The following is a 25,770-nucleotide window of genomic DNA, read 5'->3' on the forward strand; positions in this document are numbered from 1 at the left end:
TTTGCCAAAGTTGAGCATAGTAGACTCAACTTTGAGAAGCAGTCATCTTCCCGAAAGGAGTCTCTTCCATGGACGTCAAATTCACCACCAAGAGCCAGGAGGCTCTTTCCGCAGCGGCCATGAACGCCTCCACCGCCGGAAATCCGCAATTAGAGCCGGCCCACCTGCTCAAAGCGCTCATGGACCAGCGCGAGGGCGTCGCTGTCGCGCTTTTGCGCGCGACGGGAGCGGACCCGGACGCGGTGAGCGTGCAGGCGAGTTCTGCGATCAAGGCCCTGCCGTCGTCGTCGGGCAGTTCCGTGCAGCAAGCGCAGCTCTCCCGCCCCTCCATGCAAGCCATCCAGGCCGCTCAGCACGAGGCCGAGAAGCTCGGTGATTCCTTTGTGTCCACTGAGCACCTCCTTTTGGGACTCTCCGCCGGAAGCGACGCCGTAGGGAAACTACTGCGCGACGCCGGTGCCTCGCATGAAGCGCTCCTCGCCGCCCTGCCGGGTGTCCGCGGCGACCGGAAGGTCACATCCGCGGACCCCGAAAACACCTTCCAAGCGCTGGAGAAATACGGCACCGACCTCACTGCCGTAGCTCGCTCAGGCAAGCTGGACCCCGTGATCGGGCGGGACAGCGAAATCCGGCGGGTCGTCCAGGTCCTGAGCCGCCGCACCAAGAACAACCCTGTGCTGATCGGTGAACCCGGCGTGGGTAAGACGGCCGTGGTCGAGGGCCTCGCCCAGCGCATGGTGGCCGGGGACGTCCCGGAAAGCCTGCGCGGCAAGGCCCTGATCGCACTGGACCTCGCTTCCATGGTGGCCGGCGCCAAGTACCGCGGCGAGTTCGAGGAACGCCTCAAGGCCGTACTGGAGGAGATCAAGAACTCCAACGGTCAGATCGTCACGTTTATCGACGAAATCCACACCGTTGTGGGCGCCGGTGCCACGGGCGAAAGTGCCATGGACGCCGGCAATATGCTCAAGCCCATGTTGGCCCGCGGCGAGCTCCGGCTCATCGGCGCCACCACACTGGACGAGTATCGCGAGAACGTCGAGAAGGATCCGGCCCTGGAACGCCGATTCCAGCAGGTCTACGTCGGTGAGCCGAGCGTGGAGGACACCATCGGGATCCTCCGTGGCCTCAAAGAACGCTACGAGGCCCACCATAAGGTGGCTATCGCAGACTCTGCCCTGGTGGCCGCCGCTACGCTCTCAAACCGGTACATCTCGGGCCGTCAGTTGCCGGACAAGGCGATCGACCTCGTGGACGAGGCCGCGTCACGGTTGCGCATGGAGATCGATTCCGCTCCCGAGGAAATCGACCAGCTTCGCCGGGCCGTGGACCGCCTCACCATGGAGGAGTTGGCCCTCGCCCGCGAGACTGACGCAGCCTCGGTGGAACGCCTCGCAGCCCTCCGCGCCGACAAGGCAGACAAGAAAGAAACTCTGGCGGCATTGAACGCCCGCTGGGAATCTGAGAAGGCAGGGCTCAACCGGGTTGGTGACCTCAAAGCAAAAATCGACGAATTGCGTTCCGCCGCCGAAAAGTACCAGCGCGAAGGCGATCTTGAGGCTGCCTCGCGCATTCTGTACGGCGAGCTGCCCGCGTTGGAGCGCGAGCTCAGTGCGGCAGCCGAGGAGGAATCCGCCAGGGAGGCGCGGGGCGAAGCAAAGCCTGCGTTGATGGTTGCCGACGAAGTCACGGCGGACGATATTGCCGAAGTCATTTCCGCCTGGACCGGCATCCCCGCAGGCCGCATGCTGCAAGGCGAATCCCAGAAGCTGCTGCACATGGAAGAGGAGATCGGCAAGCGGCTGATCGGCCAATCCAAGGCCGTGGCCGCCGTTTCCGACGCCGTCCGCCGCGCCCGCGCGGGCATCAGCGATCCCAACCGCCCCACGGGTTCGTTCCTGTTCCTCGGCCCCACCGGCGTCGGGAAGACCGAACTGGCTAAGGCACTGGCCGACTTCCTGTTCGATGACGAACGCGCCATGGTGCGCATCGACATGTCCGAGTTCGGGGAGAAGCACTCCGTGGCCCGCCTGGTCGGTGCTCCTCCCGGATATGTGGGCTACGAGGAAGGCGGTCAGCTAACCGAAGCGGTCCGCCGTCGCCCGTACTCCGTGATCCTGCTCGACGAGGTGGAGAAGGCCCACCCGGAAGTCTTCGATATTCTTTTGCAAGTGCTCGACGATGGCCGCCTCACCGACGGCCAAGGCCGCACTGTGGACTTCCGGAACACCATCCTGGTGCTGACCTCAAACCATGGCAGCCAGTTCCTCGTGGATCCAACCCTGGACGCCTCGTCGAAGCGAAATGCGGTCATGGCCGTGGTCAACGCTTCGTTCAAGCCGGAGTTCCTCAACCGGCTCGATGAGATCGTCCTGTTTGATGCCCTCAGCGTTGACGAACTCGCCAGGATCGTCGAGTTGCACGTGGACGAGCTGACCAAGAGACTTCACGACCGTCGGCTGATCCTCGAGGTCACAGACGGCGCCCGCGCCTGGCTCGCGATGTCGGGTTACGATCCCGCCTACGGCGCGCGTCCGTTGCGCAGGCTGGTTCAACGCGAAATCGGCGACCGCCTTGCCAAGGAGATCCTCGCCGGAGAGATCGTGGATGGCGACACCGTACTGGTGGACACAGCGGCCGACGTCGACGAACTCACCATCGAAGGGCTCGAGGCTTTGTCGGGTCCCGACGGCGGAGCTCCGGCGGGTAGTGGCCTGACGGTGAGGCGGAAGGACTAGCCGGGCTACTTCTGAAGTACGGATTCCTTGAGCGTGTTGCCCGAGTCCACCACAATGAAGCAGTCCACGCGGCGGTCGCCTTTGTCCCAGCTGGTGGAGCTTGGGTAGACGTTTTGTTGGAGAAGCACGTACTTGCTGGATGCTTCGTTGAGCATCATCGTCCGGCAGATTTCGCGGCCTTTGTCCCGCAGCGCGGTGGTGCCGGGAAAAGAGTCCTCGGCCTTGTAGCGGAAAATGGCGCCGAGCTGGGCGGAATGGTCGGTGTTGCATTCCACGACCCTCGCCTTGCTTGCGTTGGAGTCGAAGTCTGCGAAGCAATCGCCCAACTGGTAGTCCTTGGCCTCCACGTCCGCCGGAAGGGGCCCGCGGCTGGTGGACGTGGCCGGTTCGGGAGTGACATCGGCCACCGGATGGTTGGCCAAGGCTCCAACGAGGACCCAGATCACTACGCCGATGAGGACCAGCACGCCCAGCACGATGCCGCCAAGAATGAGCCGTTGCCGCGTCATGGCATCCAGGGAGGTCCGCGGCGGGGACTCTTTTTCGGCCGGACCGGTGAACTCCGGCTCATAGTGGGCAGGCGCGGCATTCTCCGGATCAATGCCCGAAATCCCCGGTTCCTCGGGCCCTGAACCCGGGTCTATCGGCGACTCATCGTCCCTTGTACCGTTGTTGTCCGGGAAGGTGTTGTCCTGGCCCATGTCTGGTTTTGCGCCTCTCCTGCGTGTGGCCCGATATTAGGGCGACTCTACCCAAGTTTTTCATGCCGATGAATGTTGAGGCTGCCGGGTGGGACTGTGACGCTGCTTTCGTGAAGGTCGTGGCAAGCAGTTGCTCCAGAAAGCATGTAATCTAGACATACGACAAATTGACCAAACATTCCGGGGCCTCACCGATCGCCAAGGTGACCACCTCCGGTCCAAGTACAAAAGGGGGTCACGCCATGGGGCGCGGCCGTCAAAAGGCAAAAGCTACCAAGCAGGCTCGGGACATTAAGTACTACTCCCCGAACACTGACTATTCGGCCCTTCAGCGCGAGCTGACGGGTCCATCAAGTCGTGCGACGAGCCGATTCGCGGATGATCCGCCGGAGCCGGACTACTCGGCTTACGAGGACAAGTACGCACAGGACTTGGAAGACGATGACGACGAGGTAGATACCCGCCGCATCGGATAGCTGTCGCGACCATCAGGTGCCTTTCGGCATCGAGTTGCGTACCGCCGTCGTACACTAGGTCATTTGGCATCCCTGGATGCCACGCAAACGATTGAGCCCGTGGGGCCCGCCATGATTGGCGTGCCCCACGGGCTTTTTTCGTTCCCTTCTCGACGAGGCGTGTCCGCCGCGCTGTAGTCGTTGGTAGTGCGCTCTCGAAAGCCGTTGACAGAATGCGTTAGTGACGGCTAACGTATTAATCATGCTCGACCCACTGGAAGTCGCCGCGGAGCCGAACAGGCGGCGCCTGCTGCAAATGCTTGCGGCGGGTGAGCGCACCGTGACGGAGCTGGCTGGCGAATTCACGGTGAGCAGATCCGCCGTTTCGCAGCACTTGTTGCTGCTGGAGCAGGTAGGTCTCGTTGCGGCCCGCAAAGACGGACGCAACCGCTTCTATCGTTTGGACAACGCTGGCATGAGAGAACTCCGGATGCTTTTTGAGCAGTTCTGGACCACGGAGCTGGACATGCTCCTTGCTGACGCACAAAACTTCACCACCGACCGCCTTCCCACAACAGAGGAATCATCATGATTTACGACAAGACCGTTCTTCTTCCCCTCAACGTCGACCAGGCGTTCGAACTCATCACCCAGCCCGCACGCCTCCGCCGTTGGCAGACCGTCGCAGCCCGCGTCGACCTGCAGGTAGGCGGCGAGTACCGCTGGACCATCACCCCGGGCCACCACGCAGCCGGAACGTTCACCGAAATCGAGCCGGGCAAGCGCGTCGTCTTCACCTGGGGCTGGGAGCAGCCTGAGGCCCCGGCAGACAACGTCTCCACCGTGGCCATCACCCTTGAGCCGGCCGACGGCGGGACCACGGTGCGCTTGGTGCACGAAGGGCTTCCGACGCCGGAAGCCGTCGCATCCCACTCCGAGGGCTGGAACCACTACCTCGACCGTCTCCTTGCCGCGGCATCCACGGGCGACGCCGGTGCGGACGAATGGGCAGCTGCCCCTGCCGATCTCAACGAGCTCACCTCTGCGGACGCCACGCTTGCCATAGTGCAGCGCGTGCTGGCGCACGTCACCGAAGCAGACGCACAGACCCCCACCCCGTGCGCCGATTTCAATGTGGCGCAGCTTCTTGACCACCTCGCCGGCTCGATTTCCGGCATCGCCAAGGCCCTGGGTGCCGAGGTAGCTGACGACGCCGGAAAGTCGCCTGAGGTGCGCATCGCAGATCTCGCGCAGCCCACACTGGAAGCCTTCTACCGCCGCGGGCTCGAGGGCACCATCGACATGGGCTTCGCCGAACTGCCTGCCCCGATGGTTGCTTCCATCCTCAACCTCGAGTTCCTGGTCCACGCCTGGGACTTCTCCAAGGCCCTGGGCCTTGAGGTGTCGGTGGCAGATGAGCTCACAGATTACGTCGAGGTTCTCGCGCAGAACACCATCAGCGAGCAGGTCCGCGCAAGCGGCAGCTTCGCCCCGGCGCAGGAAGTCGCAGAGACGGCGTCCAGCCTGGACCGCTTGGTCGCGTTCACGGGCCGGGCAGTTCACGCATAGAGGACTACGAGGGGCTCCAAGCGGGTCCGCCCGCGCTGGCTGTTGTCAGTGTCAGACCCCCGTACTACTTTGAACGTGGTATCCGCTGGCGTATGCCGGCATCTTCAACGAAGGGATAGCAATGCCGCAGGTTGATAGCTACAAGCAGGGAACTCCGTGTTGGGTGGACCTGTCGTCGTCGGACATTGAGGCTTCCAAGGCCTTCTATGGTGATCTGTTCGGCTGGGAATTGGACGCGATGGATGCCGGTAACGGCATGACCTACTACATGGCCAAGCTGCAGGACCGCTACGTCGCGGGCATGATGCAGCAAATGCCGGACATGGCAGCGGCCGGTGTGCCGTCCTACTGGGCGAACTACCTTGCCGTCGATTCGGTCGACGAGGCAGCTGAACGCGCGACGGCGGCCGGTGGCAACATCTTGTTCCCGCCGGACAGCGTCCCCAACGGAAGCGGCCGCATGTTCTTCGCCGCCGATCCCACCGGCGCGCAGATTGGTTTCTGGGAAGCCGGAAACCACCACGGTGCCGGGTTGGTCAACGAGCCCGGCACTGTGGTCTGGAGCGAACTGCAGACGAACGACGTCATCAAGGCCGTGGCGTTCTATGAGGCCGTGACGGGATGCTCCAGCGAGACGGCCGCGGCCGGCGATCTGCAGGAGTACACGCAGCTCGTAGTAGATGGAAAGTCCGTGGCCGGAGCCATGAAGCAGCCCATGGAAGGTGTGCCGCCGTTCTGGATGACGTACTTCAATGTGGCCGACGTCAATGAATCCGTGGCGAAGGCCGTGGAGCTCGGAGCCCAGGTCTTCGCTCCTGCCTTCGACGTTCCCGGCATCGGCCGCATGGCAGTTCTCGGTGATCCCGCCGGAGCGGCCTTCAGCGTGATGGCTGGCGAAAGCAACTAGGCCTTAAACAACTAGGCCTTAAACAAACGAGTGCCCACCCAACGGCCAGAACGGCCGGTGGGTGGGCACTCGTTTGCGTTAAGAACCCTTAGGCGTAAGCGTTGACCAGGCGCACCGCGCCGCCGTCGACGCCCTTGGCACCCTGGACATAGTCCGGGCCGCTCTTGTCCACGGATGCGGAATCCGCGGCAACAGTACCCATGACCCACGACGGCAGGCCGCGCTCATTGAGGCGGGAAACAGCGGCGTCCGCGATCTCCGGGGACACAATGGCCACCATCCCGACGCCCAGGTTGAGTGTGCGCTCGAGATCGGCCAGGGGCACATTGCCGAGCTCGGACACCAGCTTGAAGATGGCCGGCAATTCCCATGTGGCGCGGTCAACCGTGGCCACCAGGCCCTGCGGCAGGACACGGGCCAAGTTGGCTGCCAAACCGCCGCCGGTAACGTGGCTGAAGCCATGGACGGCACCAGCCGCGGTGCCGAGGCCGGAAACCGGGAAGGCGCGGGCGAGGTCCAGGCAATCGGCGGCGTAGACGCGGGTCGGTTCCAGGAGCTCTTCACCCAAGGTGCGGCCGAGTTCGGAGACCTGGCGGTCCAGGGCCCAACCAGCGTGGTTGATCACGCGGCGGACCAGGGAGTACCCGTTGGAGTGAAGGCCGGAAGACGCCATGCCGATCACGACGTCGCCGGCGCGGACGCGGTCCGGGCCAAGCAGGGCGTCGGCTTCGACAACACCGGTAGCTGCACCGGCGACGTCGTACTCGTTCTCACCCAGCAGGCCAGGGTGCTCGGCGGTCTCGCCGCCCACCAGGGCGGTTCCCGCAACCGAACAGGCAGCGGCAATGCCGCGAACGATGTCCGCGATGCGCTCGGGGACAACCTTGCCGCAAGCGATGTAGTCGGTCATGAAGAGCGGCTCGGCACCCACCACCACGATGTCGTCCACTACCATGCCGACCAAGTCGAAGCCGATGGTGTCGTGGATGTCCATGGCCTGCGCGATAGCCACCTTGGTGCCGACGCCGTCAGTGGACGTGGCCAGCAGGGGCCTCTTGTACGTGAGCAGCTTGGAGACGTCGTACAGGCCGGCGAAACCGCCGACGCCGCCGAGCACTGAGCTGTTGTGGGTCGCCTTGACGGCGTCCTTCATGAGTTCGACGGCGCGGTCTCCCGCTTCGACGTCGACGCCCGCGGACGCGTAGGTGATGCCGGTTGTGTTCTCAGCGGCGGAGGATGCGGAGGTCATACAGACTCTTTCTTATCGGCGTCGGTCAGCAGGTTCTCAAACTCGGCGTCGGGTCCGGGATCGCAGCCCGTGGCGCCGGGCTTGTTAGCCGGGTCGTCCAAGTCTGCGTTGTCGGCTCCGCCAGAAATGCCCGACGTCGGCAGCCCGCCGAGGTCGGTGCGCTCCAGCAGGTTCTTGCCCAGTTTGTCCGAGCCCGGAAGCTCGATGGGGTACTGGCCAGTGAAGCACGCGGTACAGAGGCGTTCGCGGGGCTGCTGGGTGGCGCCGATCATGCCGTCTTCGGAAATGTAGGCGAGGGAATCCGCGCCGATGGCCTGGGAAATTTCCTCGATGGTGGCACCGTTGGCGATCAGTTCCGCGCGGGATGCGAAATCGATGCCGTAGAAGCAGGGCCACTGGACCGGCGGGGAGGAGATCTTGATGTGGACGGCCGCGGCGCCGGCTTCGCGGAGCATCCGGACGATGGCGCGCTGGGTGTTGCCGCGGACGATCGAGTCGTCCACTACCACCACGCGCTTGCCGCGGATCACCGATTCGAGGGCGTTGAGCTTGAGCCGGATCCCGAGCTGCCGCAGAGTCTGTGAGGGCTGGATGAACGTACGGCCCACGTAGGAGTTCTTCACGAAGCCATGGGCGAACGGGATACCGGATTCCTCGGCGTAGCCGACCGCGGCGGGGGTGCCGGATTCGGGGACCGGGATGACGATGTCCGCTACCTGGGTGTTTTCACGGGCCAGCTGGCGGCCCATCTCCACGCGGGACTCGTACACGGAGCGCCCGGCAATCGAAGCGTCGGGGCGCGCAAGGTAGACGTACTCGAAAACGCAACCGGCCGGCGTCGCGTCCGCGAAGCGCTGGGAACGGACGCCGTTCTCGTCAATGGCGATGAACTCGCCGGGCTCGATCTCGCGAATGAAGCTCGCGCCGACGGTTGCCAACGCGGACTGCTCCGAGGCGACAACCCAGCCGCGCTCAAGGCGGCCAAGGCACAAGGGGCGGATGCCGTAGGTGTCGCGGGCTGCGTAGAGGGTGCCTTCGTCCATGAAGACGAAACAGAAACCGCCGCGGATCTTGGGCAACAGCTCAAGGGCGGTCTGTTCGAGGGTCTTGCCTTCTTCGCCTTCGAGGAGGGCGGTGACCAAGGCGGTGTCCGAGGTATTGCCCTGCTTCATTTCGCCGGTCAACTGGCCGCCGTTGAGCTCGAGGATCCTTTCCCTGAGTTCGGCAGTGTTAGTCAGGTTGCCGTTGTGGGCGAGGGCCACGGTTCCGGTGGCCGTTGCGCCGAGGGTGGGCTGTGCGTTGGCCCAGTGGCTCGCTCCGGTGGTGGAGTAACGGCAGTGGCCGACGGCGAGGTGCCCGGTGAGGGTGTTCAGCGTCGTCTCGTCGAAGACCTGGGACACGAGGCCCATGTCCTTGTAGACATTGATGCGCTTGCCGTCACTGGTAGCAATACCAGCCGATTCTTGTCCGCGGTGCTGCAGCGCATACAGCCCGTAATAGGTGAGTTTTGCTACTTCTTCGCCCGGCGCCCAGACCCCGAAGACGCCACAAGCGTCCTGAGGTCCTTTTTCGTCGGGGAGAAGATCATGAGAAAGTTTTCCGTCGCCACGTGCCACTGGTCAATTGTCGCATGATGTTGGCGTGGTATTTTCCCGCACGCGTCTTTGTGACCCGGATCCTATGCTCCGGCGTCGTCCTCGTTTGAGTCCGGCAAGGACTCGACGACGGCGCGCTGGGAACGCCGCACGCTGACCTTGTCCAGGACAAGCGCGGCGACGGCGCCGAGCAGTACGCCCCCGGCAGCGAAGGCCACGAGGAAGAAGCCGAAGACTGCGCTGCGGTCGAAGCTGGGGTCGCCCGGGAGTCCGTAAGCCACGAAAGCGGCGGCGATGATCCCGACTACCCCGCCAAGTGCCAGGAACGGAATGAACTTGGGTGCACGGCGGACCGTGACCCCGCGGCGTTCGGGGCCGCCGTCGTGCCCGGTGCCATTCTGTGCCGTGCCGTTCTTTGGCGTGCCGTCAGCGTTCGAGTCGTCGGAAATCATGCCTTCCAGCCTACCGTTTCGGGCAGGCCGGTTTATGGTTTGAAGTCAGACCATTGACATATCGCTGTGAAGTGGGTCACTATCGATGCGAGCGGTGTCGGCCCGTTCCCCCCTCCGTTTAGAAAGAGAATAATCATGAGTGATCGTTCTACGGCAGCGAAGGTGCAGGCTGTGCAAGACGCAGATGCTGCGGCCCTCGCCGAGCTTGGCTACAAGCAAGAGCTACATCGCGGCATGTCCGGCTTCTCCAACTTCGCAGTCTCGTTTTCCATCATTTCGATTCTCGCTGGCTGCATCACCTCCTTCAGCATTGCGCTCAAATCCGGTGGCCCGGCTGCCATCAACGTGGGTTGGCCGCTGGTTGGCGTCTTGGTCCTGTGCGTGGCACTTTCCATGGCCGAGGTCTGTTCGCGATACCCCACGGCCGGTGGCCTCTATTTCTGGGCCGGGAGGCTCGCCAAGCGGAACAAGCGGGCCTGGGCCTGGTACGTCGGCTGGTTCAATTTCCTCGGCGAGGTGGCGGTCACAGCCGCAATCGACTTCGGCTGCGCCACAACAATGATGGCTTTCGCGGCACTGACATTCGGCGTCGAGCCCACCGCCGGCGGTACCTTCGCACTGTTCGTCGTCCTGATGATCATCCACGCCCTGCTCAACAGTTTCGGCGTCAAGATTGTCAGTTTCCTGTCCAATGTCTCTGCTTGGTGGCACATTGTTGGTGTGGCAATTATCGTGGCGGCGCTGTGGATCATGCCCACGAGCCACCAGTCCTTCGACTGGACTATGACGGCGTGGCATAACGAGACCGGCTTCACCTTCGGGCCCTATGTCTTCCTCATGGGCCTGCTCATGTCGCAGTACACCTACACTGGCTACGATGCTTCGGCCCACGTTGCCGAGGAGACCAAAAACGCCGCCATCGCAGCCCCGAAGGGGATTGTCATGAGCGTGGTCATCTCCATTATTGGTGGGTGGATTCTGCTCTACTCGCTGGTCGCCGCGATCCCTGACGGCTCGGAGGACGGGCTAACCACCCTTGGCGCTACCGCAACTGGCTTGCCGCCAGCGCAGATTTTCCTCGATGCGCTGGGCAATCCCGGCGTAGCGAAGTTCTTGCTCGCCATCGTGGTGGGCGCGCAGTTCTTCTGCGGGATGGCGTCAGTGACTGCCAACTCGCGCATGACCTACGCGTTCTCCCGAGACAACGCCCTGCCGGGGTCCCGCATCTGGGCCAAGGTCAACGCCCGGAGCGGCACCCCCACAAATTCGATCTGGCTCTGCGTTGGCTGCGCCATTGTGCTCGCCTCGCCTGCCCTGTTCAACACGACCGCCTATTTTGCCGTGACGAGCGTCGCCGTCATTGGCCTCTACATCGCGTACATCACCCCGGTGTTGCTCCGCAGGCTCAACAAGAACTTCACCCCCGGCCCGTGGCACCTGGGCAAGTGGAGTCCCGTCATCAACTGGATCGCGATCGTGTGGGTTGCGATCATCGTGATTCTCTTCGTTCTTCCGCCGGTCGCAGACATCACCATCGACACCTTCAACTACGCGCCAATAGCCGTCGCGGTGGTCTTCCTCCTTGCCACCGTGCTTTGGTACACCACGGGGCGCAGGACGTTCATGACGAGCGCCGAGCAGGAACACCTGACGATCGACGCCGATAAGCTGCTCAACTAGCAACACTCGCGGGCCGCCGGCGGTTCTCCGCCGGTGGCCTCCCACAAGGAAGGCCACCATGTTGTTCGCCGAACCGATTGAATCCCCCCTGCTGGAGACGGTCTTGCTTCCCGTGCGCGGACACATGGCCTTCGAATCGTGTGTGGAGCACTTGGGGTCCGCCATTCAGCTGGGCATCTTCAAAACGGGCGAGCGGCTACCACCGGAGCGCGACCTGGCCGAGCGTATGCAGGTCTCCCGGGCGACGTTGCGGGAAGCGATCAGCGCATTGCGCGCCGCCGGCTTCGTCACGACCGTCCGCGGAAGGGGTGGCGGAACCATCGTCGAACCGGTTGGCAACGCCCGCCCGCCGGAGCGTCTTGGCAACAAGGACCGGCAGGAGGAGATCAGCGACATCCTCATCTTCCGTTCGGTGATTGAACCCGGGGCCTGCCAGCGGGCGGCCTCGATGCGGCTCAGCGAGGATCAGCGACGGCTTCTGACTGACTCGTTGGCCGAGGTCGAAAACGCGGGTTCACCGGTGGAATACAGGCAAGCAGATGCCCGCCTTCACCTGGCTTTTTCTGCCGTTGCGGGCTCGTCCGAACTCAACAAGGCCAGCACCACCATCCAGACAAAGATCCACGAATTCCTGGCGGAAATCCCCTTTCTGCAGCGGAACATCGAACATTCAAACCAAGAACATCGATTGATAGTGCAGGCCATCCTCGACGGCGAGCCTGCAGCGGCCCGAAGCGTCATGGAATTGCATTGCGAATCCACTGCCGCACTACTCAAGGGACTACTGAAATGAGCAGCACCATGAACGACATTTCGAACACTGTGGGTACCACCGTTCACCCGCGCAATGACCGCATGCTCACCGTTGAGCAACTCAAAGCGCAGATTGGCGAAGGCCTCATAGACACCGTGATTCTCGGCTTCACCGACATGCAGGGCAGGCTGCAGGGCAAGCTCCTTCATGCGCAATTCTTCCTGGATTCCGTCCTGGAGCACGGCACCGAAGGCTGTAACTACCTCCTCGCGGTTGATACCGAAATGAACACCGTCGATGGCTATGACATTTCCTCGTGGGACAAAGGCTATGGCGACATGGTCTTCGACATGGATTTGGACACCATCCGCATCCTTCCCTACCGCGAGGGAAGCGCGTTGATCCAATGCGATTTATCCACGACCGACGGCACCCCGGTCTCGGTTTCACCGCGCGCCATGCTCAAGCGCCAGGCGGCCAAAGCGGCCGAGCACGGATGGAAGGCGCTTGCCGGAACCGAGCTTGAGTTTGTGGTCTACAACGACTCCTACGAGCAGGCATGGGACCTGGATTACAAACACCTCACTCCTGCCAATCAATACAACGTGGACTACTCGCTCCTGGGATCCGGCCGGGTGGAACCACTCCTTCGCCGGATCCGGAACGAGATGTACGCAGCCGGAATGACCGTGGAATCCGCCAAAGGCGAATGCAACTTCGGCCAACACGAGATCGCGTTCAAGTTCGACGAAGTGGTGACCACCGCGGACAACCATTCCGTCTACAAGACCGCCGCCAAGGACATCGCCCACGACATGGGCCAATCCATTACTTTCATGGCCAAGCCCAACGAGCGCGAGGGCAATTCCTGCCACATCCACCTGTCCCTCCGTGGACTGGATGACGAGCTGGTCTTCTGGGACAAGGCCTCCGGAGCCCGAACCAAAACCTACGATCACTTCATCGCTGGAGTGCTTGCCACGATGCGGGAATTCACGCTCTTTTACGCCCCAAACATCAACTCCTACAAGCGGTTCGTCAAAGGATCCTTCGCTCCGACGGCGGTAGCCTGGGGCCTCGACAACCGCACGTGCTCGGTACGCCTGGTGGGGCATGGTCAAAGCGCACGGCTGGAAAACCGGCTGCCCGGTGGCGATGTCAACCCGTATTTGGCTCTGTCGGCCATGCTTGCCGGCGGGCTTTACGGAATCGAAAATGAGCTCGAACTCGAACCGGCAACCATTGGGAGTGCGTACGCTTCGGGTGCTCCCACCGTGCCGACGACTTTGCGGGAGGCCCGGGAACTGTTCGCCAGCTCGGTGATCGCCAAGGAAGTCTTCGGTGAGGAAGTGGTGCGGCACTACGTGAACTACGCCGACGTCGAACTGGCAGCTTTTGAGTCCGCCATCACGGACTGGGAGCTCCGCCGCGGCTTTGAAAGGCTGTAGGCAATGACTCAGAACCAGACGCCCGGCCCTGCACTCGATTCAAACCGGCCTCCTCGCATCGCCCTCACCACCTACCTTCAAAACGCGAAATGGGGGGTTTGGGACGCAACAGCGGCAGTTCTGCCGGGTACATATTTGGAAGCCGTCGTAGCGGCCGGCGGCACACCTCTCCTGCTGCCGCCTATCGGCACCGATACTTCCGTACTTGACCTGGTGGATGGCCTCATTGTGGTGGGAGGGGCCGACGTCGATCCCGGAAACTACGACGCCGAGCCTCACCCAAGCACTCGCAGCCAGCCCGAGCGTGACGAACACGACATCGCGCTGACGCTGGCCGCTTTGGAGAAGGGCATTCCTCTTTTCGCGATCTGCCGCGGTGCGCAAATCCTGAACGTGGCCTTGGGCGGAAACCTCATCCAGCATGTGCCGGACGTGCTGCCCGAGGCGAACTACCAACCCGCCCCTGGAGTCCATGGCGAGGTTGAGTTCGGTACTCGGCCGGGGAGCATCATCGCGGAGCTACTGGGCGAGCGGGCATCGGCGCCCGTCTACCACCACCAAATTCTGGACCGGGTGGCAGACGGACTTTGCGTCACGGCCTATGCAACAGACGGCACGATTGAGGCTGTCGAATCGACCCAGGGAAGCTGGGCGCTTGGCGTTCAGTTTCACCCGGAACATAACCCCTCCGATCTGCGCCTCTTTGAAGGGTTCATCGAGTCGGCCAGGCGCTACCGGGACGGCGAACCCTACGCTGACCGCCTCGACTCATCGACGCAGTTCAAACCAACAGAAAAGAGCCGGGCGTGAGTGCCACAACTTTTGACATCATCAATCCGGCCAACGAAGAATTCCTTCAAACCGTTGAGCTCACATCCCTCGCGGAGACTGACGCCCTGATTGCTCGCGCGGCGGCCGCCTTTGAGTCCTGGCGGAAAGTGTCGCCGTCGGACCGGGCACTGCTCTTGCGCCGGTTCGCGGCCGCCGTCGACGCCGATCTGGAGAACCTCGCACAACTGGAGGTCCGTAACGCGGGACATACTATTGGCAACGCCCGCTGGGAAGCGGGCAATGCGCGCGACGTCATCAGCTACTACTCGGCGGCTCCTGAGCGGCATTTTGGGCGGCAGATCCCCGTTGCCGGAGGCCTCGATGTGACGTTCCACGAGCCGCTGGGCGTCGTAGGCATTATCGTTCCCTGGAACTTTCCCATGCCGATCGCGGCGTGGGGCTTCGCGCCGGCACTCGCGGCAGGCAACACGGTGGTACTCAAACCAGCAGAACTTACGCCGCTGACGGCAATCAGGCTGGGTGAGCTGGCGCGCGAGGCTGGACTGCCCGACGGCGTGCTGACCATCATCCCGGGAAAGGGGTCCGTGGTGGGCGCGCGCTTCGTGACCCACCCCGCGGTGCGAAAGGTCGTCTTTACCGGGTCCACCGGGGTTGGCAAGCAGATCATGGCCGGTTGTGCCGACCAAGTGAAGCGAGTGACCCTCGAGTTGGGTGGCAAGAGCGCGAACATCGTATTCGCCGACGCCGACCTTCCGGCCGCAGCAGCCGCAGCTCCCGGAGGTGCGTTCGACAACGCCGGCCAGGACTGCTGCGCCAGGTCGCGGATCCTGGTGGAAAAGTCTGCCTACGATGCCTTTCTTGAACTCTTGGAACCCGCCGTTCGGGCTGTCAAAGTTGGCGACCCGTCGGATGAAAGCACCGTCATGGGGCCCTTGATTTCCGCCCGGCAGCGGGAAACCGTCGCGGGGTTTGTGCCTTCGGGGGCACCCATAGCTTTCCAGGGCGAGGTTCCCGAAGGGCCCGGTTTCTGGTTCCCGCCCACCGTTCTGGCTCCCGATTCGTTTGACGATCCGGCGGTGCGTGAGGAAATCTTCGGACCTGTCGTCGTCGTCTTACCCTTCAACGATGAGGCGGACGCCGTAAGGATCGCCAATGACACCGAATACGGCCTCTCCGGATCCATCTGGACGCAAGACATCGGCCGGGCCTTGCGCGTGGCACGCGGAGTGGATGCCGGAAACCTCTCGGTGAACTCCCACTCTTCAGTCCGGTATTCGACGCCGTTCGGCGGCTTTAAGCAGTCGGGCCTGGGCCGCGAACTTGGTCCCGACGCGCTCGATTCCTTCAGCGAAGTAAAGAACGTTTTCATCGCACACTGACCCCGCCAACTTTGGAAGCCACATCATTCAAGGAGAGATCACCATGACCGAATTCATTTCAAACCGACTCAAGGACCGCACCGCCGTCATCACCGGCGGCGGGAGCGGGATCGGCTTGGCCACGGCAAAGCGTTTCGCCTCGGAGGGTGCCAATGTGGTCATCGCCGATATCGATCCGGCGGCTGGAGAAGCAGCCGCGGCCGCCGTCGATGGCATCTTCGTGAAGGTCAATGTCACGGACGAGCAGGAAGTGATCGACCTCTTCGCCGCCGCCAAGAGCCACTACGGCAGCGTGGATATCGCGTTCAACAATGCGGGCATTTCGCCGCCGGACGATGCTTCCATCCTTGACACCGGAATCGACGCCTGGCGCCGGGTCCAGGAGGTCAACCTGACCAGCGTCTATTACTGCTGCAAATACGCGCTGCCGTACATGTTGGAGCAGGGCAAGGGCTCGATCATCAACACCGCGTCCTTTGTGGCCGTGATGGGTGCGGCCACTTCGCAGATCTCCTACAGCGCTTCCAAGGGCGGAGTGCTGGCCATGACCCGTGAGCTGGGCGTCGAATTCGCGCGTAAGGGCGTGCGAATCAACGCACTGTGCCCAGGACCGGTCAACACTCCGTTGCTGAAGGAACTTTTCGCCTCCGATCCCGAGCGGGCCGCGCGGCGATTGGTCCACGTGCCTCTGGGCCGTTTCGCAGAGCCCGAGGAACTGGCCGCCGCGGTCGCCTTCCTGGCGAGCGACGACGCCTCGTTCATTACCGCATCGACCTTCATGGTTGACGGCGGAATCTCCGGAGCTTACGTCACCCCGATCGATTAACGGGGAGGTCTTTCCGCCTACATCGATTGCTCCGTCACGGTCCTTTTGGGACCCCAAAACGACTGTGACGGAGCAATCGACGGGAAGAACTAACTCCCCCGGTATGTGGAGAACGCGAACGGGCTGAGCAAGAGCGGCACGTGGTAGTGCTCGCCGGCGTCGGACACCGTGAAGCTCAAGTCCACTTCCGGGAAAAAGGTGTCCACACCCTGTGCCTTGTAATACGGACCGGTCGCAAAGTTCAACCGGTAGCTGCCGCCGTCGACCCTTTCGGGGCCCAGATCCTTGATCCGGCCATCCGCATCGGTGGTGCCACTAGCTACGTGCCTCCAGTTGTCGCCGTCGCGCACTGAAAGAACGACGGCGACGCCCGCCGCCGGGCGGCCGGAGCCGGTGTCCAGGATGTGGGTGGTTATCTGGGAAACGCTCATTTGTTGGGCACTCCTTCGCTGATCGCGCTGGACTCATTGATCACGCCGGCAATCCGCAGCAACGCGATTTCGCGCAACTGTCCGGCCACGATGACGTCCTCTTCTTCCGCGGTGTGGGTCAACCGTTCCTGGAGGGACGCCAGGATTTCATTGGCTGTCCGGCCCGCGGCGCGGATGAGGAAGACGCGGCCGAACTTTGCCTCGTACTCGCGGTTGCCTTCGGCCAAAGCGGTGACGACGCCGTCGTCGCCCGGGTCGACGCCGGCCTGTTCGGAGCGGGACATCGCGGCTTCGGTGGTCTGGGCCTTGGGCCGTTCGCCGATCCGAGGGTGGTGGGCCATGGCGGCGGCCACTTCGTTCGACGTGAACGGCTCGGCAGTTTCCCGGGCGAAGTGGAGCAGGGAGTCCAGGCTGCTGAAAGGGCGCGCATCGGCGATGTACTCCACCCAACGCTGGATGTCGAGGCATGGGCGGAGGACGCTGATGGCGTCCGCACGGTCCACGCTGTTGAATACTTCAAGCTGCATGCTTGTTCATTCCTCGTGCGAGTGCTGGCATCCATGGTGTTGGCTATGCGGAACTCCGGCGATTCCTGCCGGATGAGCCTGCACGCCTCCGCGCCTCAGACCTTCCACATCATGGAACTGTTATTTCAGCATACGTAATAGTGAATCCAAAGACCGCCGTGGTGTCAAGAGAATACCGCAGGTACCCCCCTCCGGCCCTCAGACGCTCGCTCACCTTTGGGGGCGTTTCCCGAAACGCTCGCTCACCTCTGCTGTCTGGTGGACAATGTCAGCAACGAGCCAAAGGAGTTCCGCTATGCCCGAGGTCCTGCCTTCCCGGTTTCTCTTCGGACCGGGCCCCAGCAATTGCTATCCGGAAGTCACTGCCGCATTGGCCTATCCGGTGATCGGGCATCTGGACCCCGTGTTCATCGAACGCCTTGATCGGACATGCGCGGGGCTTCGGACGGTGTGGGGAACCCGGAATGCCCGCACCTTGCCGTTGAGTGCCACTGGTTCTGGCGGCATGGAGGCTGCCTTCGTTAATGCAGTGTCCGACGGCGACGTGGCGGTGATTGCCGTCAACGGGCTTTTCGGGGAGCGCATGTGCGAGGTCGCCCGGCGCTGCGGTGCCACGGTGGTGCGCGTCGACCACGAATGGGGCCAGCCCGTGGATGCCGAGCGGGTCCTTGCCGCGCACCCCCATCCAAAGGTGATAGCCGCAGTCCATGCCGAGACCTCCACAGGTGTCCTGTCCGACGTCGCGCCCCTCGGCGCCGGTAAAGGCGATGCTCTTCTCATCGTGGACGCGGTGACGTCCATCGGCGGGCTGGAGTTATTGGCTGACGAATGGGGGATCGACATCGGTTACGCCGGCACGCAGAAGTGCCTCGGAGTGCCCCCTGGTTTGTCCCCTTTCACAGTGTCCGAGCGTGCGTTCGATCGGCGAATCAAGGAGCCGCGTTCTTGGTATCTAGATATTGGCCTTCTTGGCGGGTATGTCGGAGCGGCGAGCGGCAGCCGGACCTACCACCACACTGCGCCGGTGACCATGATCGCCGGGCTCGAGGCTGGACTGGATCGCATCCTCACCGAGGGGCTCGCGGCCGTTCAGGCGCGGCACCGTGCAGCCGGAGCCGAGTTGAGGGACGGTCTTGAAGCGATGGGGCTTGAGCTGTTTGCCGCCGAGGGCTCGCGATTGCCGAGCCTCACCACGGTCAAAGTGCCCGACGGCGTGGACTCGGCCGCCGTCCGCGCTTACCTTCTGGAGAACTTCAGTATGGAGATAGGTTCCGGCGCGGGTGCGTTTACGTCCACCGTCTGGCGGATCGGCATGATGGGTCCGAATGCAAACAGGGCATCGGTGAAACTGGTCCTTGGCGCGTTGGAAGAAGCGATCGCGAAGGCCTGACGCTCGATCACATATCGGCGCCAATCCCCGGACGCTCGATCACATATGACGGTCAGTTCCAGAACGCTCGCTCACTTCTGGGCAGAAGGTTCGGAATCCTCCTGCAGATCATCTGCAGGAAGATTCTCCATTTTGGCGTCAAATGTGGGTGAGGGTCGGTCCGGAAGGCCGTATATGTGGGTGAGGGTTGGCTCGGAAGGCCGTATATGTGAGGGAGGGTTGAGGGAGGGGTCGGGGGGGCGGGGAAACGGGGGGGCTAGTGCCCGTTGGCTTGGGCCTTCGTCGCCAGCATCTTGTCGAGGGGCTTGGCGTATCGCTCCTGCACGATCTTCAGGTGCAGCCAGCACTCAACGCTTGCCACGGATTCCATGGCCCGCGCCTTGTCCAGGACCTCGTACATTTCATCCAGGGAGCTGACGCCCACGGTGGCCACGAGGTCGTGCCGGCCAAGGCAGCTGGCGATGAACTCCACGCCGGGCGTCGCCGCGAAGAAGTCGATCGCTTCCTCGGTTCCGGCCGCCGTCGAGATCCCGAAGCCAAAGGCCATGGAGCGGGAGGAGCCAGAGCGGCTCCGGATGGGCCCGATCTGCATGACACGGGCTTCGAGCAGGCGAAGGACCCGGATCCTGGCGGCGCTGGCCGAGAGTCCGATCCGTTCACCGAGGGCTTCGAAACCGAGGCGGCCGTCCACTTGAAGCTCGCTCATGATGAGAAGGTCCGTCTGGTCCAGTTCAAGCCGGGGATCCGGTGGCTCTTTGCCGAGGAAGAGGCTACGGACCACCTCTTTGTACATGAGGACATCCACCGCGGATACGCCTTCGCAAAGGCGGATGGCCTCCACGTCTTCGTAGAGCCTTTCCACTGTCGGCAGGCGGAGTTCGGCGATGATGCCATACCGGCCCGTGGTGAGGGAGGCGAAGACTGCGCCGTCCAGCTGGCTCAGCTTCTCCAGGGCCGCGCCTGCGGAACCGTTGAGCTGGATGGAAATATGCGCGACGGCGGTCAGGCCCAGTAAGCGCGGATGGACTGCGGCGACAATCCGCAGTTCGCCGGATGACGTTAGTTCATTGACCTTGGCTGTCACCGCGGAGCGCGTTACGCCCAGATGCTTGGACAGCTCGCTGAACGAGGCGCGGCCATCGGCCTGCAGCAGGCGGATCAGCCTGTCGTCCAGATCATGCATGGTCTTCACAATAACTGCCTTGTCTTCGGGCCGCGGCAACGGGCGCCCAACAGGGGTGCGGCGCCTCGGCGGACCAAGCGCCGCCGTCGTAGTCAATACTTTCACGAGTCAAGCAGTATGCAAATGATTTGGATAAATGAAGCATTTCGATCGTACAAAAACTGTGTCATATCAGTATTAAACGACAGATTCGCTTGATTTGATCGGCATTTTCGCTAGCATCGTGATCAGCGCCACATCGGCGCCCTCCGACTCGCGTTTCGGCGCGACCCCAACAGTTCATTGGAGATCGCACATGCTCAAGTTCACGAAGCCCGCCTTGGCGGCTGCTGCGCTGGCCCTGTTGTTGAGCGGCTGCTCCGCCGCAGCTTCCCCCAGCTCAACAGGGCAAGCGCCGGCCACCGCGCCGAAGGGACTCGCCACGAGCGGCAAGCTCACCCTGTGTATCGACCCCGAATACGCCCCGCTGGAGTACTACGCCAACGGCTCCAGCGGTGACATCGTAGGGTTCGACGCCGATGCCGCCCGCGCGCTTGCCAAGCACTGGGGCGTGGACGCCAAGTTCGAAGTGACCACGTTTGATGGCCTCATGCCGGGGCTCCAGACCCGCCGCTGCGATGCCATTTTCGGGGGCCTCTACATGAGCAAGGCCCGACTGGACGTCGCCGACGCCTCAGCAGTCATGAACGCCGGACCTGCGATCCTGGCCGCCCCAGGCAGCGCAGGGAACTACAAGAACTCGCTGGATCTGTGCGGTCATTCCGTCGCCGCGCAGAGTGCTTCCGCCAACGCCGCGCGCATCACCGCACTCAAGGATGAATGCAAGAAAGCCGGCAAGGACGAGCCCAAGCTCACTGAATACCCCAAGACCGCTGAAACGGTGCTTGCAGTCCTCAACGGCAAGTCCGAGGCCTTGATCGAGACCAACGTCGCGGCCGCCTACATGGCCGCCCAGAACGAAGGCAAACTCGCGGTGGCTCCGGGAGTCTTCCCCGCGGACACCACGTTCGGGGTGTTCACCCGCAAGAACGATCCTTTGTCTCCTGCCATCGCGCAAGCACTGAAGGAACTCCACCAAGACGGCACCCTGGGCAAGATCGCCAAGGACAACAAGCTCGACGCCACGATCGTCGACGTCCCCTAGCCGCCATCCTCCCCGCGGGGGCCGCAACAACCCTGCGGCCCCCGCCCCCTAACGCGAAAGGAGTTGGTGATGGAGTTCGATGTCAACATCTTCGTCCAACAACTCGTGAATCCGAGCTACGTGTCCGGGGCTTTCCTGTCCGTCGCCGTCGCGGTGCTTTCACTGGTCCTGGCCACGGCCATCGGCTTTGCCGTTGCACTGGGACGCACCTCGCACAGCCGGATCGCCCAGGGTGTGGCAGGCCTGTACACCTGGTTCTTCCGGGCCATCCCGGCGCTGCTGGTCCTGCTCATCATTTGGAACGCCTTGCCCCAACTGTTCCCCGTCCTGCGTCAGGATTGGTTCTCCCCGTTCATTGCCGCGTTCATCGGTCTAGGCATCGTGGAAGCCGCCTTTATGGCAGAGATCATCCGTTCTGCACTCCTCAGCATCGACGAAGGACAGGCATTGGCCGGCCGCGCGCTCGGAATGTCGCCGGTCAAGGTCATGCTCAAAGTTGTCCTGCCGCAGGCCATCCGCACGGCGCTGCCTCCCACTGGCAACGAATTCATCGGTCTCGTGAAGTTTTCCTCGCTGGCCTCGGTGATTTCCCTGCAGGAATTGCTCACCACGGCGCAGGTGGGTGTGAACATCACGTTCCGCTATGCCGAGTACTACGCCGCGGCAATCGTTTACTACCTCATCATCGTGAGCCTTCTGACGCTTCTCCAGAGCTATGTGGAGAAGAAGTTCGTTTGGACCTCACGGTCCAAATCCAAGAAGCCTTCCATCCTGGAACCAGTCGGCCAAGGAGTGCAGTCATGACCAACAGCGGCCCGGAACTCAAACAGGAAATTTGGTCCACCAACGATCCCGTACTCAGCGCGCGGAATCTCCACAAGAGCTACCAGGACCAGCATGTCCTGCGAGGAGTCGAATTCGATATCCGTCAGGGGCAAGTCAAGGCGGTGCTGGGTCCCTCCGGATCCGGCAAATCCACCATGTTGCGCCTGATGGCGCTACTCGAGCCAGCCGACGACGGCGGGATCTTCCTCCGCGGGCGGCGCATCGGTGTCCGCGAGAAAGTAAGCGGAGCCGTGGTCCTCCCCGAACGCGAACTCGCCAAGGAACGCCGGAACATTGGCATGGTGTTCCAGAAATTCAACCTGTTCCCGCACCTGACGGCCTGCCGCAACGTGATGCTCGGGCTGACCTCCGTCAAGGGCATCCACCACAAGGAAGCCGAAGAACAGGCCATGGCGATGCTCCAACGCGTGGGGCTTTCGCACCGTGCCGGGCACTTCCCCTCAGAGTTGTCCGGCGGCCAGCAGCAACGGGTCGCCATCGCACGCGCCTTGGTGATGAACCCCGACGTCCTCCTCTTCGACGAGCCGACCTCCGCGTTGGATCCCGAACTCGTGGGCGAAGTACTTGACGTTATGGAAAGCCTGGCCAACGACGGCATGACCATGATCGTTGTCACCCACGAGGTCCGTTTCGCCCGCCGGGTGGCCGATGAAGTGACCTTGTTCGACAGCGGTGTGATCGTGGAACAAGCCACTCCCGACGAGTTCTTCGACAACCCCCAGCACCAACGCACCAGGAAGTTCTTGAGCCATGTCCACTAACGCGCAGTCCGCCACGCCGGAGACGGGGATGCCGGGGCGGACGCACCGCCGTCCCCTCGCCGTCTATACGGACATGGAGGACCTCGATTACTCCGCCGGCGTCGCCCTCCTGGAAGACAACGGTTTCGACGTCCGATACCTCGGCACCCAGGACCCCGCGGTCATCGCGGAGCAAGCGAAAGACGCAGAAGCCTTGCTGGTGGGCTACGCCTCCGTGACTGCGGAGGTCATGGATGCCATCCCGGGCTTGAAAATCATCGCCCTCGTCTCAATGGGATTCGACAACGTTGACCTCGATGCCGCCAAGGAGCGCGGCATTTGGGTCAGCAACCTTCCCGGCGTCGCCACCGAGGAAGTCGCCTCGCACGCATTGGCACTAGCCCTTGCCGTCACGCGCGAAATTCCGTTCTTCCAGGAACGAGTGGCCGAAGGGGACTGGAACGGCCGCCCGGACAGCAAGGTGTTCCGGCTCAGCCAGGAGCGGCTTGGGGTCATCGGCCTCGGGCGGATCGGCAGCCGTCTCGGAGAGCTGGCCTTCGGCGTCTTCGGCGAGGTTATCGGCTACGATCCCTACCTTCCGGACACTCCCGCCACCAGGGAAACGCTGGCGAAGGCGGGCATCCGCCGGACTGGCTTTGAAGAAGTGCTGGCGGAGTCCGCCGTCGTATCTTTGCACATGCCTCTCTCGGAGGAAACCCAGCACATCATCAACGCTAAAAGCCTCGCGGCGATGCGGCCGGGCAGCTACCTCGTGAACGTCAGCCGCGGGCAGCTGATCGACGATCGAGCCCTGCGCGCCGCCGTCGACTCCGGCCACATCCGTGGAGCGGCGCTGGACGTGCTCGACGTCGAACCGGCACCTGCCGACCACCCGCTCATGGGCCACCCGCGGATCCTGGTGACACCGCATGTCGGCTTCCTTTCGGACTTCACGCTGGCCGAATACGTCAGGGTCCAGGCGCAGAACGTCATTTCCCAAGCCCGCACCGGCACCCCGGACACTCCGTTGTTCGAGCTGGAACCCGCCCGCTGAGTACCGGCGGTACCGCAAACTTCAACACGCAAAGGTCATTCCCATGTCATTCCTGGCATCCCATGAAACGTCCCCCATAGCTCCCGCCGCAACGCTGTTCTTCGGCGGCCGCATCCGGACCGTCGACGCCCTGAACTCCGTTGCGGAGGCGATGCTGGTCATCGGCAACCGTGTTGCCGCCGTCGGGACGCCACAGGAGTGCCGCGATGCGGCGCTTAAGCTCACGACGGCGGTGCCCGACGTCGTCGACCTCCGGGGCCGGACGCTGGTGCCCGGCTTCATCGACCCGCACGCGCACCCCCTGATGTACGGGCAGCTGCTGTCCTGGGTGGATTGCGGGCCGGAGGCGGCGCCGGACATCCCCACGATGCTGGAACTGCTGGCGAAGGCTGCCGCCGACAACCCGGGCGACACGCCCATCCGGGGCTATGGCTACGAGCACCGCAACCTGGCCGAACAGCGCCACCCCACGCGGCAGGAATTCGACACCGTCTCCACCACGCGCGAGGTGTACGTCATGAACGCGAGCGGTCACGGTGGAGTGGTGAACTCATATGTGCTTGCGAAGGCCGGTGTGGACCGCAACACTCCCAACCCGCCGGGCGGGACCTTCTTCCGGGATGCAGACGGCGAGCTGACCGGCGAGCTCTCCGACGCAGCCTGCGACATCCTTACCGGGGACGAAGGAGTCAAGCTGGGGCATCACGGTCCCAACTTCCACCTCGGAGACAGCAAGGAGCACCATCGCGCCCAGCTGTTGCACGCGCAGCGCGAGTTCCTCGGCCACGGCGTGACCACTATCGGCGATGCCCAGGTGACCAAGCGTGAATTTGGCGCCTACCTGGACCTCGTGGAGCGGGGCGAATTGGTGACTCGCATCAACGCGTACTTCCTCTCGAGCCTCCTGGACGAGGTGCTGGAACTGGGTCTCGTGGACAAGTTCGGCGATTCCCTCCTTTCCTTCGCCGGGATCAAGCTCTATGCAGATGGGACCCTCGGCGGCTGGACTGCGTACTTCCCGGAGGGCTACCGCGACGATCCCTGCCGCACCGGCTCCCTGTACCACGAGCCGGCCGAGTACCGGGCCCTCGTGGCCAAGGCGCACAGTGCCGGGCTGCAGACGGCAACCCACGCGCAGTCGCCCACTGCCATCCAATTGGTGCTGGACGCGGTCAGCTCGGCCCTCGAGGCGAGCCCGCGAGCCGACCACCGGCACCGGATCGAGCACTGCGGGCTGCCCACGCTGGAGCAGATCGACAAGATGGCCGAGCTGGGCATCATGCCGGTGAACCAGCCCCAGCACTACTTCAACTGGGGTCCCGGCGTCACGGATGCCATCGGATCCCCGGGCGAGCGCTTCAACCCACTCGGCGAATTCGTTGCCGCGGCAGTCCCTGTGACCATGAGCTCCGATGCGCCCGTGGCCGATCCCCGACCACTGGAAGCCATCCAGACCTCCGTGACTCGCAAGACCCGCTCCGGCGTCCAGTTGGGCTCGGATGATCTCAAGATCGACGTCGTCGAGGCCCTCCGCGCCCACACCATCAACGGTGCACGGGCCATGGGACGCGAGAAGGACCTTGGTTCCCTGGAGCCGGACAAGCTAGCCGACTTCGTGATCCTCGCCGCGGACCCGCTGGAAGCACCCGAGGGTGACATCAGCACCATCGAAGTTGTGGAGACCTGGGTCAACGGCGTGCGGGTGTACGCGGGCTAACGAGCCATGCTGGGTTGGCCCGCGCCGTCCTGACCTTGTTTGAACCCGGCAGCTCGGGCGACACACCCTCATTCCGGCGTGTCGGGGCGGTTTGAGAATCAAAGAAGGTCAGGACGGGCGAGTTCTAGCGGTTGTTGCAACACCCCCTGAAAACCGGGAGTTGCAACAACCTTGGAAACACCACTGATAGACA

Annotated in this window: 24 protein-coding genes; 17 read left to right on the forward strand and 7 right to left on the reverse strand. The window is 63.1% G+C overall.

Going from position 1 to position 25,770, the window contains the following annotated elements:
* The first annotated feature begins 68 nt into the window (after positions 1–68).
* Positions 69–2,738 (forward strand): ATP-dependent chaperone ClpB, encoded by a 2,670-nt coding sequence (clpB, locus tag OOZ51_RS12170; RefSeq protein WP_265979857.1) that lies wholly within the window; start codon positions 69–71, stop codon positions 2,736–2,738.
* Between the two features lie 5 nt (positions 2,739–2,743).
* On the opposite strand, the gene OOZ51_RS12175 is transcribed toward clpB, so the two are convergent.
* Positions 2,744–3,439: a septum formation family protein gene (locus OOZ51_RS12175; protein WP_265979858.1), complete on the reverse strand. Its 696-nt coding sequence runs from the start codon at positions 3,437–3,439 to the stop codon at positions 2,744–2,746.
* Positions 3,440–3,681: 242 nt separating this feature from the next.
* On the opposite strand from OOZ51_RS12175, the gene OOZ51_RS12180 reads away from it, so the two are divergent.
* From OOZ51_RS12180 to OOZ51_RS12195, 4 genes are all read left to right on the forward strand, one after another.
* The gene (locus OOZ51_RS12180; RefSeq protein ID WP_028265518.1) at positions 3,682–3,915 is read left to right on the forward strand and encodes a DUF3073 domain-containing protein; all 234 of its coding nucleotides are present in this window, start codon (positions 3,682–3,684) and stop codon (positions 3,913–3,915) included.
* 241 nt (positions 3,916–4,156) lie between these two features.
* Entirely contained in the window at positions 4,157–4,486 is a 330-nt protein-coding gene (locus tag OOZ51_RS12185; protein WP_265979859.1) for an ArsR/SmtB family transcription factor, read from the forward strand.
* Positions 4,483–5,463 (forward strand): TIGR03086 family metal-binding protein, encoded by a 981-nt coding sequence (locus OOZ51_RS12190; RefSeq protein WP_265979860.1) that lies wholly within the window; start codon positions 4,483–4,485, stop codon positions 5,461–5,463. The genes OOZ51_RS12185 and OOZ51_RS12190 overlap by 4 nt, the downstream gene beginning before the upstream one ends.
* A 121-nt stretch (positions 5,464–5,584) precedes the next feature.
* Entirely contained in the window at positions 5,585–6,370 is a 786-nt protein-coding gene (locus OOZ51_RS12195) for a VOC family protein (protein WP_265979861.1), read from the forward strand.
* A gap of 88 nt (positions 6,371–6,458) precedes the next feature.
* On the opposite strand, the gene purM is transcribed toward OOZ51_RS12195, so the two are convergent.
* The 3 genes from purM to OOZ51_RS12210 all read right to left on the reverse strand — a co-directional run bounded on the left by purM (position 6,459) and on the right by OOZ51_RS12210 (position 9,666).
* On the reverse strand, positions 6,459–7,619 hold the full coding sequence (purM, locus tag OOZ51_RS12200) for a phosphoribosylformylglycinamidine cyclo-ligase (protein ID WP_265979862.1): 1,161 nt from the start codon (positions 7,617–7,619) through the stop codon (positions 6,459–6,461).
* Complete coding sequence (gene purF, locus OOZ51_RS12205; RefSeq protein ID WP_265979863.1) at positions 7,616–9,235, reverse strand: amidophosphoribosyltransferase; 1,620 nt, start codon at positions 9,233–9,235, stop codon at positions 7,616–7,618. The genes purM and purF overlap by 4 nt, the downstream gene beginning before the upstream one ends.
* Positions 9,236–9,297: 62 nt before the next feature.
* Complete coding sequence (locus OOZ51_RS12210) at positions 9,298–9,666, reverse strand: cell division FtsX domain-containing protein (protein WP_265979865.1); 369 nt, start codon at positions 9,664–9,666, stop codon at positions 9,298–9,300.
* Between the two features lie 135 nt (positions 9,667–9,801).
* On the opposite strand from OOZ51_RS12210, the gene OOZ51_RS12215 reads away from it, so the two are divergent.
* The 6 genes from OOZ51_RS12215 to OOZ51_RS12240 are packed head-to-tail and all read left to right on the forward strand — an operon-like array spanning position 9,802 to position 16,545.
* The gene (locus OOZ51_RS12215; protein WP_265979866.1) at positions 9,802–11,346 is read left to right on the forward strand and encodes an amino acid permease; all 1,545 of its coding nucleotides are present in this window, start codon (positions 9,802–9,804) and stop codon (positions 11,344–11,346) included.
* A 58-nt stretch (positions 11,347–11,404) separates the two neighbouring features.
* Positions 11,405–12,139: a FadR/GntR family transcriptional regulator gene (locus tag OOZ51_RS12220; RefSeq protein ID WP_265979867.1), complete on the forward strand. Its 735-nt coding sequence runs from the start codon at positions 11,405–11,407 to the stop codon at positions 12,137–12,139.
* Positions 12,136–13,548 carry a glutamine synthetase family protein gene (locus OOZ51_RS12225; RefSeq protein WP_323054743.1) on the forward strand — a complete coding sequence of 471 codons (1,413 nt, stop codon included), beginning with the start codon at positions 12,136–12,138 and terminating at the stop codon, positions 13,546–13,548. Before OOZ51_RS12220 ends, OOZ51_RS12225 begins: the two co-directional genes overlap by 4 nt.
* Positions 13,549–13,551: 3 nt before the next feature.
* On the forward strand, positions 13,552–14,358 hold the full coding sequence (locus OOZ51_RS12230) for a gamma-glutamyl-gamma-aminobutyrate hydrolase family protein (protein ID WP_265979868.1): 807 nt from the start codon (positions 13,552–13,554) through the stop codon (positions 14,356–14,358).
* On the forward strand, positions 14,355–15,719 hold the full coding sequence (locus OOZ51_RS12235; protein ID WP_265979869.1) for an aldehyde dehydrogenase family protein: 1,365 nt from the start codon (positions 14,355–14,357) through the stop codon (positions 15,717–15,719). Before OOZ51_RS12230 ends, OOZ51_RS12235 begins: the two co-directional genes overlap by 4 nt.
* Before the next feature lie 43 nt (positions 15,720–15,762).
* Positions 15,763–16,545 carry a 3-oxoacyl-ACP reductase gene (locus tag OOZ51_RS12240; RefSeq protein WP_265979871.1) on the forward strand — a complete coding sequence of 261 codons (783 nt, stop codon included), beginning with the start codon at positions 15,763–15,765 and terminating at the stop codon, positions 16,543–16,545.
* A gap of 89 nt (positions 16,546–16,634) precedes the next feature.
* Here OOZ51_RS12240 and uraH read toward each other — a convergent pair whose 3' ends face one another.
* Both uraH and uraD read right to left on the reverse strand, forming a co-directional pair.
* Positions 16,635–16,976, reverse strand: coding sequence for a hydroxyisourate hydrolase (uraH, locus tag OOZ51_RS12245; RefSeq protein WP_265979873.1), 342 nt, complete (start codon positions 16,974–16,976; stop codon positions 16,635–16,637).
* Complete coding sequence (gene uraD, locus OOZ51_RS12250) at positions 16,973–17,503, reverse strand: 2-oxo-4-hydroxy-4-carboxy-5-ureidoimidazoline decarboxylase (RefSeq protein ID WP_265979874.1); 531 nt, start codon at positions 17,501–17,503, stop codon at positions 16,973–16,975. The genes uraH and uraD overlap by 4 nt, the downstream gene beginning before the upstream one ends.
* A 295-nt stretch (positions 17,504–17,798) precedes the next feature.
* Here uraD and OOZ51_RS12255 point away from each other — a divergent pair, with 295 nt between their 5' ends.
* Entirely contained in the window at positions 17,799–18,893 is a 1,095-nt protein-coding gene (locus OOZ51_RS12255) for a pyridoxal-phosphate-dependent aminotransferase family protein (RefSeq protein WP_265979875.1), read from the forward strand.
* Between the two features lie 256 nt (positions 18,894–19,149).
* Here OOZ51_RS12255 and OOZ51_RS12260 read toward each other — a convergent pair whose 3' ends face one another.
* Positions 19,150–20,076, reverse strand: a complete 927-nt coding sequence (locus tag OOZ51_RS12260) for an Lrp/AsnC family transcriptional regulator (RefSeq protein ID WP_265979889.1) — start codon at positions 20,074–20,076, stop codon at positions 19,150–19,152.
* Between the two features lie 295 nt (positions 20,077–20,371).
* Here OOZ51_RS12260 and OOZ51_RS12265 point away from each other — a divergent pair, with 295 nt between their 5' ends.
* From OOZ51_RS12265 to OOZ51_RS12285, 5 genes are all read left to right on the forward strand, one after another.
* On the forward strand, positions 20,372–21,220 hold the full coding sequence (locus tag OOZ51_RS12265; RefSeq protein ID WP_265979876.1) for a transporter substrate-binding domain-containing protein: 849 nt from the start codon (positions 20,372–20,374) through the stop codon (positions 21,218–21,220).
* Positions 21,221–21,289: 69 nt separating this feature from the next.
* Positions 21,290–22,024 (forward strand): amino acid ABC transporter permease, encoded by a 735-nt coding sequence (locus tag OOZ51_RS12270; RefSeq protein ID WP_265979877.1) that lies wholly within the window; start codon positions 21,290–21,292, stop codon positions 22,022–22,024.
* Complete coding sequence (locus tag OOZ51_RS12275; protein WP_265979878.1) at positions 22,021–22,827, forward strand: amino acid ABC transporter ATP-binding protein; 807 nt, start codon at positions 22,021–22,023, stop codon at positions 22,825–22,827. Before OOZ51_RS12270 ends, OOZ51_RS12275 begins: the two co-directional genes overlap by 4 nt.
* Positions 22,817–23,860, forward strand: a complete 1,044-nt coding sequence (locus tag OOZ51_RS12280; RefSeq protein ID WP_265979879.1) for a C-terminal binding protein — start codon at positions 22,817–22,819, stop codon at positions 23,858–23,860. Before OOZ51_RS12275 ends, OOZ51_RS12280 begins: the two co-directional genes overlap by 11 nt.
* A gap of 43 nt (positions 23,861–23,903) precedes the next feature.
* Complete coding sequence (locus tag OOZ51_RS12285; protein WP_265979880.1) at positions 23,904–25,577, forward strand: amidohydrolase; 1,674 nt, start codon at positions 23,904–23,906, stop codon at positions 25,575–25,577.
* Positions 25,578–25,770: the final 193 nt, after the last annotated feature.

The organism is Arthrobacter rhizophilus, from assembly GCF_026241105.1.
Classification (GTDB): domain Bacteria; phylum Actinomycetota; class Actinomycetes; order Actinomycetales; family Micrococcaceae; genus Arthrobacter.